The organism is Deltaproteobacteria bacterium (genome assembly GCA_026388415.1).
Taxonomy (GTDB): Bacteria; Desulfobacterota; Syntrophia; order Syntrophales; family JACQWR01; genus JAPLJV01.
Genome location: JAPLJV010000015.1, coordinates 25,491 through 39,293, shown reverse-complemented (window position 1 = coordinate 39,293; position 13,803 = coordinate 25,491). Strand labels below are relative to the sequence as shown.

12 protein-coding genes are annotated in these 13,803 nt (G+C 51.0%); 7 read left to right on the top strand and 5 right to left on the bottom strand.

Annotated elements, in window-relative coordinates:
* Positions 1–138 precede the first annotated feature (138 nt).
* From rpsU to NT140_03890, 4 genes are all read left to right on the top strand, one after another.
* Positions 139–330, top strand: coding sequence for a 30S ribosomal protein S21 (gene rpsU, locus NT140_03905; GenBank protein ID MCX5831025.1), 192 nt, complete (start codon positions 139–141; stop codon positions 328–330).
* 170 nt (positions 331–500) lie between these two features.
* Positions 501–1,154 (top strand): TIGR00730 family Rossman fold protein, encoded by a 654-nt coding sequence (locus NT140_03900; protein ID MCX5831024.1) that lies wholly within the window; start codon positions 501–503, stop codon positions 1,152–1,154.
* 8 nt (positions 1,155–1,162) lie between these two features.
* A complete protein-coding gene (gene holA, locus NT140_03895; protein ID MCX5831023.1) occupies positions 1,163–2,545 on the top strand; it encodes a DNA polymerase III subunit delta in 1,383 nt (460 codons plus the stop codon).
* 53 nt (positions 2,546–2,598) lie between these two features.
* Positions 2,599–3,453 (top strand): 3-hydroxyacyl-CoA dehydrogenase NAD-binding domain-containing protein, encoded by an 855-nt coding sequence (locus NT140_03890; GenBank protein ID MCX5831022.1) that lies wholly within the window; start codon positions 2,599–2,601, stop codon positions 3,451–3,453.
* A gap of 183 nt (positions 3,454–3,636) precedes the next feature.
* Here NT140_03890 and rpe read toward each other — a convergent pair whose 3' ends face one another.
* The gene (rpe, locus tag NT140_03885; GenBank protein MCX5831021.1) at positions 3,637–4,293 is read right to left on the bottom strand and encodes a ribulose-phosphate 3-epimerase; all 657 of its coding nucleotides are present in this window, start codon (positions 4,291–4,293) and stop codon (positions 3,637–3,639) included.
* Between the two features lie 279 nt (positions 4,294–4,572).
* On the opposite strand from rpe, the gene NT140_03880 reads away from it, so the two are divergent.
* The 3 genes from NT140_03880 (at position 4,573) to NT140_03870 (ending at position 8,009) form a co-directional block, all read left to right on the top strand.
* Positions 4,573–5,898, top strand: a complete 1,326-nt coding sequence (locus tag NT140_03880) for a 3-deoxy-D-manno-octulosonic acid transferase (GenBank protein MCX5831020.1) — start codon at positions 4,573–4,575, stop codon at positions 5,896–5,898.
* An 89-nt stretch (positions 5,899–5,987) separates the two neighbouring features.
* The gene (dapF, locus tag NT140_03875; protein MCX5831019.1) at positions 5,988–6,809 is read left to right on the top strand and encodes a diaminopimelate epimerase; all 822 of its coding nucleotides are present in this window, start codon (positions 5,988–5,990) and stop codon (positions 6,807–6,809) included.
* A gap of 24 nt (positions 6,810–6,833) precedes the next feature.
* Complete coding sequence (locus NT140_03870) at positions 6,834–8,009, top strand: LL-diaminopimelate aminotransferase (protein ID MCX5831018.1); 1,176 nt, start codon at positions 6,834–6,836, stop codon at positions 8,007–8,009.
* A gap of 50 nt (positions 8,010–8,059) precedes the next feature.
* Here NT140_03870 and NT140_03865 read toward each other — a convergent pair whose 3' ends face one another.
* The 4 genes from NT140_03865 to NT140_03850 form a co-directional block, all read right to left on the bottom strand.
* Positions 8,060–8,344 (bottom strand): NAD(P)H-binding protein, encoded by a 285-nt coding sequence (locus tag NT140_03865; GenBank protein ID MCX5831017.1) that lies wholly within the window; start codon positions 8,342–8,344, stop codon positions 8,060–8,062.
* Positions 8,331–8,696 carry a hypothetical protein gene (locus NT140_03860; GenBank protein ID MCX5831016.1) on the bottom strand — a complete coding sequence of 122 codons (366 nt, stop codon included), beginning with the start codon at positions 8,694–8,696 and terminating at the stop codon, positions 8,331–8,333. Before NT140_03860 ends, NT140_03865 begins: the two co-directional genes overlap by 14 nt.
* Positions 8,697–8,771: 75 nt before the next feature.
* A complete protein-coding gene (locus tag NT140_03855) occupies positions 8,772–8,912 on the bottom strand; it encodes a hypothetical protein (GenBank protein MCX5831015.1) in 141 nt (46 codons plus the stop codon).
* A gap of 60 nt (positions 8,913–8,972) precedes the next feature.
* Positions 8,973–13,709, bottom strand: a complete 4,737-nt coding sequence (locus tag NT140_03850; GenBank protein ID MCX5831014.1) for a hypothetical protein — start codon at positions 13,707–13,709, stop codon at positions 8,973–8,975.
* Between the last annotated feature and the right edge of the window lie 94 nt (positions 13,710–13,803).

Here is a 13,803-nt window from a genome sequence, read left to right as displayed (position 1 = left end):
CGTACTGCCCTTTTTTTATGCCCAAATGCCGATAAACGTTTTGAGTACGTTGGAAGGCCGATACAGGCGGCCAAACGCCTGAGAGAATGCAAACAGGGAGCGTATCTCTTTACATATGGTAAATAAGGAGGACTGGGATTGGAAGTAAAAGTATTTGATAATGACGTCGAGAAGGCCTTAAAGATTCTGAAGAATAAATTGTCGAAAAGCGGCCTTTTCAAGGAACTGAAGGTGCGCAGGGCTTACGAGAAACCATCGGTCAAGAAAAAACGCAAAGCCATCGAGGCGAGACGAAGATTAGCCAAGGTGCAGAGACGGCGAACGTTTTAGCAAGTTAGAAAGCATTTTCTGCGCTTTTAGTAAGTTAGAATTTGCTTTCAGCAAGAAAGTAAATTCGTAAACTTACTTATCCCGTTCATCGGGGTTAGCGGAAACTGCTTTCGTAAACTTGCTTATCCCGCTTGGCGGGGTTAGGGCCCGTTTAACATGGGGTAGGTGCTTTGACTGAGAAACAATACCTGATAGATGCCCTGTCCGTCGAGGAATCATGGCGCATATTTCGCATCATGGCCGAGTTTGTAGATGGGATCGAGTCGCTTTCCGATTTGGGCAATGCGGTCTCCATCTTTGGTTCGGCCCGCGTCAAACCGGATGACCCCTATTATAAAAAGACGCAATATCTGGCCCATCGGCTCGCGGAAGAGGGATTCAGCATCATAACTGGCGGCGGTCCGGGCGTCATGGAGGCTGGCAATAGAGGCGCCGCGGAAGCCGGGGGCAAATCCGTGGGGATGAACATCCATCTTCCGTTCGAGCAGAAACCCAATCCCTATGCCAATATCAATCTTGATTGCCGGTATTTTTTTATTCGCAAGGTCTTCTTTGTCAAGTATGCCATGGCTTACGTAGTATTGCCGGGCGGTTTTGGTACCCTCGATGAACTGTTCGAGGCCCTGACCCTGATCCAGACCAAGCGGATAAAAAGCTTCCCTGTCATCCTGATGGGTAGTGAATTCTGGGGGGGGCTGATAGACTGGATCAAGGCGACCATGCTGCGGGACGATAAGATATCCCCGTCTGACCTGGCCCTGTTCGAGCTTATTGATGAACCAGAGGAAGTGGTAAAATATATCAAGAAATATGTTATTGTCTGAGCTGACTGATGGACATGCAACCGGGCGAAAGCACGGAAACCTTACCGAGGGTCTTAAACAGCATCAAACAGGGCGATATTGCCCCCTGCTACCTGCTCTATGGAGAAGAAGAATACCTGATCCAGGAAGGGCTGAACAAGATCATTGAGCTACTTCTTCCCCCGGCGGACCGGGAGCTGAACCTTTTCTACGTGGAAGGAGGGCAGGAGGATTTCGCCGCCATTTGCCAGTCCCTCCTTACCGTGCCGCTGTTGCCCGGCCGGAAGATTGTGGCCGTAAAGAATACCACTCTTTTCCAATCCCGGAAGATTTTACCCGGCCTTATCCAAAAGATTCGCGAGCGCTTAGATACCAACCCCACGCAGGCGGCTGGCGATTTTCTCCAATTTCTCAAGCTGACGGGCTGGAAACTGGCCGATTTTCAGGATGGGGCCTGGAAAAGGATTGGCGATTCGGAATGGCAGAAGACGGTGGAAGGCGACAGCGGCGAGGACAGGGAAAAATGGCTGCCCGGGGTGGTCGCAATTTGTGTGGAACGCGGTATGGAAACAGCCGCGTCGGCCGGGGATAATCTGGAAGGCCTGAGCAAAGTTCTGGCCGGAGGATTGCCGGAGGGTAACATTCTCATATTAACGGCGGCGGCGGTTGACAAAAGAAAGCAGATCTTCAAGCAAATATCCGCCTCCGGGAAAGTGCTTTACTTCCCCCAGGCCAAGAATGAAGCGAAACAAAAGTTCCTGCTGCTCGAGGCGGCACAGGAGTTCCTGGACCAGAGGGGCAAGAAATTAACGCCGGCCGCCTGGGAGGCCATCGGCAAAAAGACAGGGTTTGATCTGCGCGACTCCATGTTGGCCCTGGAAAAGCTTTCCATATATACCGGCGGCGCGACCACGATAGAGGCGCGCGATGTGGAAGCGGCGATCGGGAAATCGAAAGAGGATACGGTTTTTGAATTAACGGCCGCCCTCGTGGAGAGAAAACTGCCGCAGGCGCTTATCATCCTGAAGGATCTGCTGGAGCAGGGCGTTCATCACTTAGTCATCATGAAAATGCTCACCCGGGAGATTCGCCTGCTTCTTTACGCCCAGTTGCTGTTGAAGTCCGGGAAACTTACGTCTTATAAACCCGGTATGGACTATAGCCGGTTTCAGGCGAGCACTTACCCGGCGATCAAGGCTTTGGGCGGCAAGGATAAAGAAGGTGTGGGCAGCCTGTGTGGGCAGCATCCCTATGCAGTCTATCGCATGCTCAAGAATGCGGGGCTTTTTCCTTACGATGTCCTCCTTGGGCATCTGGAATATCTGGCCGATATGGACCTGGCCCTGCGATCAACGGGAAGAAATCCCCAGCTTATGCTGGAGCGTTTTTTAGCGGAAGTGTGTTTGCATTAATAGTGGTACGTGAGAAAAAACAACTTTACACAGGTACAGGAAGGAGCAAGACAATGGAGATTAAAAAAGTATGTGTTTTAGGGGCTGGTTTGATGGGCAATGGTATCGCCCAGGTCTGTGCGCAGGCAGGTTTTCGGGTGACCATGCGGGACATAGAGCAGAGATTTATTGATGGCGGCATGAAGGCGATCAGTAAAAATCTGAGCCGCGATGTGGAAAAAGGCAGAAGAACCCAGGCCGAGATGGATACCATCATGGGTCGGATCAAACCCACCCTTGACATCAAGGAAGCGGCGGGAGACGCCGATGTAGTGGTGGAAGTCATCATCGAAGTGATGGACGTCAAAAAGAAGGTGTATGCGGAGCTGGAGGCTGTTGTGCCCTCCCATTGCCTTTTCTTTACCAACACCTCGGGGCTCAGTATTACGGAAATGGCGACCATTACCAAGAGGCCGACGCGTTTTATCGGCACTCATTTTTTCAATCCGGTCCCGGTCATGAAGCTCCTGGAGGTGATCAAGGGCTACGAAACTTCTGCTGAAACGCTGGAAACCGCCCTGGCTTGGGGGAAGGCGCTTGGCAAGGAGGCAATCATCGTCAACGAGGCGCCGGCATTTGCGGTTAACAGGATCCTCTGCCTGATGATCAACGAGGCCTATTTTACCCTCGGAGAGGGAGTGGCCAGCGCCGAAGATATTGACAAGGGCATGGTCCTGGGTTGCAATCATCCGATCGGGCCCCTGGCCCTGGCCGATCTGATCGGCAACGACACGCTGCTCCATATCATGGAAGGGATGCATCGGGAATTGGGAGACAAGTACAAACCAGCCCCCTTGCTGAGGAAGTTAGTGCGAGCGGGGCGTCTGGGCCGCAAGACCGGCAAAGGCGTCTATGATTACAGCAAGTAGGATAGATAAGTAGGGGCAGATTTCAAACCTGATGGTCTCGTCAAAAGTCGTCACACCGGTGAAAACCGGTGTCCAGAATTTTTGTAACGCGTTGAAATTACTGGATTCCGGTTTTCACCGGAATGACGATTTTGGGGCATTTTCGACTTTTGACGAGGTCGTCAAACCTGCCCCTGCTTAAATTTAGCTATTGAGCAGCGCCTTCATCTTTCCGATCGTCTGGGCGTAATTGCCCTGCCCGAAAACCGCAGCGCCGGCAACCAGAATATCTGCCCCGGCTGCCGCGATGGCAGCCACGTTGTCCAGCGTAACCCCCCCATCCACTTCGATTAAAACGGCAGGCGCAGTCGCGTTGATCATTTCCTTCGCACGGCGTATTTTGGGGAGTACGCCGGCAATAAATTTTTGCCCGCCAAACCCGGGGTTTACCGTCATAATGAGCAACTGATCCACTGCCGCAAGGATCTCCTCCACCTGCCCGAGGGGGGTGGCCGGGTTCAGGGAAACGCCGGCCTTGACGCCCAGCTCCCTGATCATGGTGACAGTGCGGTGGATGTGATGCGTCGCTTCGACATGAACCGTTATAATATCGCTGCCCGCCTGTACGAAGCTCTCTATATAGCGGTCGGCATTTTCAATCATCAGATGCACATCAAAGGGGAGGTGGGTCGTCTTACGCAGCGCCGCAATGACGCCGGCGCCAATCGTAATGTTGGGGACAAAGTGCCCGTCCATGACATCAATGTGGATCAGGTCGGCGCCGGCCTTTTCAACGGCCGCAATTTCTTCGGCCAGGCGGCTGAAATCGGCGGAAAGAATGGAAGGGGCAATTTTCTTCATGGTTTTCCTTTACCTTTGATTTTATATGAAAATCCCCCATCCCCCCTTTACCAAAGGGGGGTTAAGGGGGGATTTTCATGTTTCGTTGTGCCCGCGCCGAGCATGGGGGCTACTCGGACTATATAACAGATATTGCCCGCTATTCAAGTCATTTTAATTTTCAAGGCCATCGTATGGCCTTATCTTCCCCGGTAGTGTCCCTCTTTTGCTTGCACTTTCCCTGATTGGCGTGATACTGAAGCCATCCTCGGTGTTTAGTAATTTTATCGGGAGAGGTAATTGCAAAGGCACTGCATGTTGCTACTGTATAATGTTTTCTTATGGGTCGCCGCCCTGTTTCTGGTCCCCTGGTATGCGGTCAAGATGATGCGAACGGGGAAATATCGGCGGGGATTCGGCCAGCGCCTCGGCTTTCTGCCGCCCGCCATCCTTGCCGATCTGACCGGCAGTCCCCGCCTGTGGTTTCACGCCGTTTCGGTCGGTGAAGTTACCGTGGCCGCTCCCATCATTGCCGCTCTCCGGAAGCGGCTGCCCGGAGCGGCGATCATCCTTTCCACAACTACGGATACGGGTCAGGAAATGGCCCGCCGGATCGTTCCCGCCACCAACGCCTTGATTTACTATCCCCTCGACATCCCCTGCGCCGTCCGCCGGGCAATCAAGGCCGTGCGTCCGGACATCTTCGTGCTTACGGAGACCGAATTATGGCCGAATTTTATCCGTTACTGCCGGGAGCGCCGGGTTAACGTTGTGATGGCCAACGGTCGTCTCTCTCCTCGTTCTTTCCGCCGCTATAAGCTGACACGTTTTTTCTGGAAGGGCATCCTTGATAGCTTCGCCGGGGTCGGCGTTATTTCCGGGCTTGATGCGGAGCGTTTCCGGAGTATAGGAGCGCCGCCGGACCGGTTAACGGTCTGCGGCAATGCGAAGTACGATAGTCTGGCGGCGCAAACCTCCGCCGCCCTGCTGGCGGAGATGCAAAACCGCCTGAATGTCGGAGCCGACGATCCGGTCCTGGTGGCCGGCAGCACCCATGAGGGAGAGGAAGCGATTATCATCGGAGTTTACAGAAAGATTCTGCACACCTATCCCGCATGTAAACTGATTGTAGTGCCGCGCCACGTCGAGCGGGCGCCATCCGTCCTTGCCTTGGCCCGTGAGGCCGGGCTGGGAGACATAATCACTTTGGCCGAGATCATGGGCGGTAGGCAGCGCAGCGATGAGCGCGTGATAGTTGTGGATGTCATTGGTGAACTCTTCAAGGTATATGGCCTGGCCACGGTGGTTTTTTGCGGAGGCAGCCTGGTTCCTAAGGGCGGGCAGAATATCATGGAGGCTGCCGCCTGGGGCAAGATAGTTTTTTACGGTCCCTTCATGGATGATTTCCGTGAGGAAATGGCTCTTCTGGAAAACGCGGGCGCCGGGATTACCGTGCACGATGGCGACGAGCTGCTTACGGGCATCCTGAAGATGATGGCCGATCCGTCAGCTATGGCCCGGCGGGGTGAAGCGGGACGTCGTTTGGTGGCGTCCAACAGCGGGGCGGCGGACAGCTATGCGGATCTGATCATTAATTGTCTGCCAAATTGTCTCCCAACATCTTGACACACGGAAGCTATTTTCATATACTCGCCGCACAAAATCTACGAGTTTCCATCGGGCAGGCAAGCTTTGGAAATAATAAGAGGTGTGATTTGATTGAATTTTATAAAATGAGCGGCAGCGGGAACGATTTCATCCTGATTGACAACCGCAACTGCGAGCTTACGGTTTCCGACCTGATCGAATTTGTCCAAACCCTTTGCGCCCGGAAAGGATCAGTGGGGGCGGACGGCCTGATCATCATTGAGAAATCAACCTGTGCTGATTTCCGCTGGCGTTTTTTCAACGCCGACGGCAGCGAGGTGGAGATGTGCGGCAACGGCGGCCGCTGCGCCGCCCGCTTTGCCTTCCTCAAGGGAATTGCCCCGGCGCAAATGTCCTTTGAAACGGTGGCCGGCATTATAGATGCCACCGTGAGCGGGGAGACGGTAAAACTGCGCCTGACCGAACCTACGCGCCTGGAATTGCATCATGATCTGCAGACAGAATCCGGGTCGCTTCCCGTCAGCAGCATCAATACCGGCGTCCCCCATGTTATTCACTTCGTGGATGACCTGGAGAGTTTTGATGTTTTTGGCGCCGGCCGTATGATCCGTTACCATGAGCATTACCAGCCGGCAGGCACGAATGCCAATTTTGTCCGGGTACTGGACGGCCATACCATTGCCGTGCGCACCTATGAAAGGGGCGTAGAAGATGAAACCCTGGCCTGCGGCACCGGTTCCGTGGCCGCCGCGCTGGTCTCGGCCCGGAAAGGTCTGACGTCCTCCCCCGTGGAGGTGATCGTGCAGAGTGGCGAGAGGTTGAAGATTTATTTTGAGGAGACAGCCGCCGGCTACGGCAACGTTTATCTCGAGGGCGGCGCCAAAGTAGTTTATCAGGGCCTGCTGTGGGAAGAAGCCTACAAAAAATAAAAAGAGAGTAAAGGAGAAGATATTTTGCAGACAGCCGAACGTTTAACCAAGATACCGCCGTACCTGTTTATGGAATTGAGAAAGAAGATTGCGAAGGCCAGGGCCGAGGGGGTGGATGTCATCAGCCTCGCCATCGGTGATCCCGTGGAGCCCACACCGCCCGGCATTATTGATGAATTAAGTCTCCGGGCACGGGATCCGGAAAATCACCGCTACCCGACGGACGAGGAAAAGGGCATGCTGGCCTTCCGGCAGGAGGTGGCCCGCTGGTATCAGGAGCGTTACGGTGTAGCTCTGAATGCCGCCGATGAAGTGCTCGCGCTGATCGGTTCCAAGGAAGGTTGCCACCATTTCATCCTGGCCCGCGTCAACAGTGGCGAAGTGGTGCTGATGACGGACCCCGGCTATCCCGCCTACCGTTCCAGTATCCTGATGGGCGGCGGTATTCCCTACAATATGCCGATCCTGGCCAGAAATAATTATTTGCCCGTTTACGAAGATATTCCCGCGGATATTCTGTCGCAGGCCACGGCGATGTTCCTCAATTACCCGAACAATCCCACGGGCGCCTGCGCCAACAGGGAATTTTTCGACCGGACCGTCGCTTTTGCCAAGGCCCACAATATTGCCGTCTGCTATGACAATCCGTACAGCGAGATACTTTTCGACGGCCAGGAGCGGTTAAGCTTTTTAACGGCTGCGGGAGCCAAGGAAGTGGGCGTGGAATTAAATTCGCTCTCCAAGCCCTACAACATGACAGGCTGGCGGATCGGCATGGCAGCAGGAAATACCGACCTGATTGCCGCGATGAGCAAGGTCAAGGAAAACACCGACTCGGGCATCTTTAACCCCATCCAGTATGCCGCGATCCTGGCCTTGAAGCAGGAAACAAATAATATCAGCAAGATGCTGAATATCTATGGTAAGCGCCGGGAGCTGGTGCTGGCAACGCTCCGGCGGATCGGGATCAATTTTAATCCCCCGAAGGGTACATTTTATCTCTGGGTGCCCGTACCGGCCGGTATGACGGCCCTGGAATTTACGAACCGGCTCTTTGAAAAAACGGCGGTCGTGGTGGCGGCAGGCAATGCCTATGGCCAGTACGGGGAAGGCTATGTCCGCATCTCGCTCACGGTGCCCGACAATCGTTTGGCAGAGGCCATGCTCAGGATTGAAAAGGAATTTGCCAGCGGCGGGTAAAAGCCTCTGCTTCACTAACCACTGTGCCCGGTTCATGGGCACAGGGGACGTCAGGTATATCTTAATAAACAGCAGCAGGAGCGGACAGAAAAAAATAGTAAGAGCAACCTGTCAACATCATGTTTTTTCATGGATTCAATAACATTGCCGGTAACGTCGCCGCAAAAGACTTCCTTGTATGGCTCACGCGGACCGAAGGCACAGATCACCACATCCGCGCCGGCCACAGCTTGATCCAGATGATCCCTGTTCCTGATATCGCCAACGATACAGGCCACATTCTCCGGAAGATACTGCCGATCCGACTCGTTACGGCAGATATTATCGGGCAGCAAGTTCGTGACGGCCACCTCCCGGATTCGGTTTGTTCAAAAGCTTTTCCAGATAGGCCATGCGTTTCTTGTACGCCCGTATCTCCTTCCGGCATTTTTCCCGCTCTTCCATAAGCTTCTGAAGTTCCGGCAGTTCCTTTTCAGATATGTGCCGGTTAATGATCTTCTTCCCGTCGCGCCGGACAAGGTAATGATAGACGTACTCTTTTCCCTTATTCTGTTTCCTGCGGACATTGAGGGCGCCCTTGGGATAGTTTACCACTTTGGCGAGAAGAGCCTCGATGACCTCGCGGCAGCGCCCGTATTCGTCGTCCAGCATTCCGTGGACAACAATATCTTTTTCCGCTACTTTCATAGATATAATCTATCGATGTAGTGGAAAAATGTCAAATCCTATTTTATCCAGGATCTATTGGTATTGAACAGGGTCCTAATCAAGCTCTAACCCGACGGGAGCTATTACAACACTGGCTCCTACGCCCATCCACTCAGCATTACCGGGATCGAGATTACCTTTGATGACGGTCCACAACTTCGGCTTGAGAAGTCGGGCCAGGCAACGGAGAGTCATACGTTGACGATCCAGCGGACGATCTTGGAAGAACGAAATATCAGGGTCTGATATGATCTTTCATGCCGCTGTCATGAACGGTAATAATTGACCTTTGTCGAACTTGACCGTTAGAAAATGATTTTTAAGGTCCTTCTCGTTTTCTTCAACTGCCCGCTTAAGCTGTTCTTCATTGGTAATGCAGAACTTAATCCTGCTTGGAATAGATGTGTGGTTCAATTCTCCTACTTTTTCGAATCTATCCATCCAAAGGTAACATCTGCGGTCTGCACATTTCAAAAACAGGTGATAGCTGGCAAATGCCTCGTCATTATCTTCTATAGAAAGAAAGCGGCTGTACCAATATTTTGCCCAGATATTTCTTGAATGATAATAGCGAATAGTGGGAATGCGTTCCTCAACCCATGTTCCATGAATGTCAGAAAGAGAAATCATTTCATCGATATTGCCTTCTGTATTGGCCAGGCAAAATAACATGAGGCCTTTCACACGCCGCCACAGAAAAGGTGACCTGATCAACTGACGTGCCTCTTCAACAATCCAATCTTCGCGAGCGTACGCACCGGCTGCATTCGCTAATTTCAAGAGTTCGATATCACTATAGCATCGATCAAGCAGGTCCCTTCTGGCCATATTTGCTTTTTCTGAAGGCCGTGCTGCGAAGGGAAGGCAAGTCATCCAATCGGTTCGGGCTCTGGATTCCATAAAGTGGATTAAAACAGGCCTGCTCTGAATTAAATGCCAGAGTTTAAATCCTAAAGACGGTTCTTCGTTAGCCAGCGCAGCGCACAAAGATTGGTAGAACCCTTCACACAAAAACAATGCCTTATCGTTCTCCCCCACTCCATTAACCCAAGTCTCGACCATCTGGGGATAATCGCGGCAAATCCGTTCCAATACATCTGTATTGAACTGATCTGACTGCCACCTAGTTTCGTCTTGCGACGTCAGTCTCTCAATCTTTTCGCGGAAAGCACGCTGTCGTTCCCGGAACTGTTCAGCAGATTCCTGCGTCATAAGACGTTTACAATCGTCGGGAGAAAGTGATGGAGGGCTTCCCCAGGTTAATGCGGATGAAATGAAATGGACCGTTTTGTCAGCCGGCACTTCTTGATACTGTTTAAAAGAAACATCCAAATCATCGGACAGGTTAATAATTGCATTAATGAGACGGTCTCCTACGATGTCTTTACACCCAACAAGTTTATTACATACAGAATTGAGACATTGGGCATATACTGTTATTTCCTCAGGCTGAAATCCTCTCCGATGTATAGCCCAGCCAAGTCTGGAGAGCGGCAGTCTTTGGCTAAGTTGATCGAAATGGAATTCGTTCCCATAACGGCATAGAATCTCAGCAATGAAATTATCCGCCTGGCTCTTTTCGGGATGAAGCAAAGAATAACTATTTGTTAATATGCACTTTATCAATTCCTTGTCTTTCGTTGCCCACGTAAATCGGATGGCAGAAAAGCGCAAAATCTCATCACCACTCTCAATGAGCTGCATTATGCGATGACGCTGTCCATCGGTCAATGAGGGCTGCGATTCGCACAAGATCCATAGGAGCCTGGTTATATACGTTTCATTGGGTTCAACCAGCAATCGATCAAGATAGCTGACTATGGTTTGATCAGGCAGCAGTTCAAACCAATGTTCAAGAGGTACAAGATCCACTGCTTCGTCGGGCCTCCCAAGAATTAACTCCGCCACGTCCACCGGATCTAAATGCATAACGAGAGCAAGAGCCGCTTCGGCTTCAGCATATTTTCCATAATTAAAGGAGTTTTTCTCAGTTTCTTCTTCTGCTGTGTTGATTTGCGTAGAAATTGTTTCTCGGATTATGGCGATCTCAGGATCGCGTAGGATAAGCCCCAAGCGGGGGAGGATGGTAAGTAGCGGTTTTCTGGTTTTTTCGTTTCTTTGCCTGATGCTTTGCACAATCTTCCGCATCAAATCGCCAAAGATTGAAGGGGCAAACCGGGCCAGGGCTGTCTCGAATTGTTCAATTTTACAGTCTTCGCTCGTTGTTCCAAAAGCCGTCCTATAACCACTCACTGGAAGCGTTAATGTCTCGTCAGCAATACGCCCTATGAAAGATTCAGGGGCTCTTAGTTGAGGGTCGGGCAGGTACTTCTTATCGATCTTCCAAAGGAGATGTTTGATGTCAAGATCCTCCCTTGCCATGCATGGTTCAAATCCACTGCGCTGGAGAGCAAAGATACTCTTACATGGATCTTGTAGATGCTCAATCCACCACTCCGGTAAAGGATAAAGATTGGCCAAATGTTTTTCCTTCAGTGCAAGAGCCTCTCGATTGCCGAGACATGTTAAAAGAAGATCTGCTGCCTTCTTTATCGTATCGTTTTCGGATGTTGCCATCTCATTTAAGGTGGGTGCAAAGGCAGCCCACAGGTCTTCATCCGCGAGCTGTAGCACCCACGAGGCTTCTTCCAATTCCGCATGTCTTCCCATGAGTCGTCGCGAGATTGACCAGTAGTAAAATGCTTCAATAAACGGAAGTCGGTCTCCTCCGGATATAATAAGAAGAGCAAATCGAGCAAGACGAAGCAGCCCATCATCATCGGTCACAGGAAATGACCTTCCATGAAAAGTGACAGTATCGCCAACTTTTGGTTCCTGGCCTAGTCGATCAAGTATTGCCCTGTTTAGTTCTTCCAGACGTTTGTTATCGCCCCCTCGTTCAAGAAGCTGGCCATTGGTATTGACGTAACTCATCCATCGCTTGGTGGCTTGGATGAGATGAGGTTTGACCTTCGGATCATCACGATGTTTGAGAAAAACATTTGCCAATCGTTCGTGGGAAAGCCCATCTTCACTGGACGATCGCCAAAAATCGTCAGTAATGGCAAGAAGATCGTCCGCGCAGTCAGATATATAGGCCCCAATGACACGTTCCTGCCCTTCCGACATGTTGCGCGATCCAATCCAGGCGCGAAGCAATGCCCTACGAGCGCTTTGAGGATAAGTGGTATCAATAGTGCTGAAAAAAACCGCCGCCCCGGTGATTTGTACCTTCATCTCCATATCAGACTGGGGTTCCAACCACGCCTGTATGCGATCGGCTATGTAGTCTATTGATTTATCTCCTATCTCCTTGAGATCATCAGCCAACAGCATACCGAGGCCGTAAATGAGCCGTCGGTTCTCCACTCGATAGGGGGTAGATTGCTTTCCTGTTGGCACAAGAAGGCCACCATCGATGATTTCTTGAATAAGGGTACGATCGCCGGTAGTGGGGAGAAAAGGTATTAACTCTGCCTTACTGAAGCCATTAACGCCATTTAGATGTTGCTGAGCAAAGCTACACAGAATTTGGTTAAATTCTGCATCAGAAACGGGAAGATTTTGTTTCCTCGCAGTGCGATCCTTATAGTCTTCATAGAGCAGTCTATCTATTGTCAGATCTCCTGATGCTACCATTTCAGAGAAATGCTGGACGACCAAATCGCAATACCGTGGTTTCTTGATTAACGAGTAAAGCTCTTTCGGTATCTGCTCAATCTTCAGCATAGCTCTCCCAAGGATGATTTTCAGCTCCTCGTCGCCGTATCCTTCTGTAGTAATAATTTGGATACCCGACACACCATAAGATACGTGTTCTTTCCAGTATTCTGGCCTGCTTGTCATTAAAATTGCAATCTTACCAATCCACGCCTCAGCAACAGATTGTGATATGATGGCTTTCCATGGGAAATCTGGTTTTTCGTTCAGGCCGTCAAGGCAAAGCAGGAATATGGGACCATTTGAAGCCGCCTGTTCCAGCCAATGGTTTATACGCCTCAGCCAAAATGTGATGGATTTACCAAAGCGGTTTTCAAGGATGCCGGCAAGGAGTGTTTGAAGATCGGTTGCTGATGTGAGCTGGGAGGAAGTCACGGGCAAGACGATCGGCCCATTGTTTTCTCGGAAACGCGTCATTAGCCACGAGATTATAGCCCATGTCTTACCAGTACCCTCTTCTCCCAAGAGGATGCAGTGCGGACTCTTCGTTCTTTTGTTCTGCCACCAATCATCAAATTGCTCATTATGTTTAGTCCGATCAATGGCAGGTACCCGATTTCCATCATGCAAAGCGATATCTTGGCGGAAGACAGCCCATGACTGGACTCGGCTATTAACCTGCTTTGTGAGCCATCGTAACGAGTCTTGGCGAGTCTGACTTCGACCAAGGAGGGTTGCATCCAACATTCGTTTTAGGCTATCTGCTGCGTCAGCGTATGCTGGATGCACCTGAATATCATTCAGGTAGGTACTTAATTTTTCTGAATCAATATGATCCCCATTGACAATGCAAAAATTCAAAGTGATGTCCGGATATTTCGCGCAAAAGGCTTGAATCGGTCCTATACCGGTGGAACGGGAATCTATGATGAGAGTTTCTACATCGAGCCTTTCGGACAACTCACGAATGCCCTCTGCCTCTTTATCCCCAATTTCCTTAGTTGTGCTGAGCACCCAAAGTTCTAAATCGGGAAGACCCGTGATCACTTCTGAAAGTTCACCTAAGAGCATCCGACGGCTTAACGAAGTCCCTTCCTCATATCGCTTCATTTCCGCGGCAATGACACATCCATTCGGATTCTCGGATGTCGTGTCTTTTCCTGATTGGCTTCCTGATCTTGCAAGACGAAATGTTTGGTTGGTCCATTTTTCAAGTAAAACACGGATAAGCCCTTCGAATCCATTAGGTCCTGTAGCCCCTAAGGAAAGGAGGCATTCCAACAAGTAATCCAATCTTGTGGTAGATGCCTTACCGTCCGTGCTCTTTGTCATCGGTTTATTTATCCCTCATACCATCCTGCAAAGGGTGTCCGGTCAAGTCGCGTTGGTCATCGATCGACAGTGCCAGTAGTAATATAGAAACTCT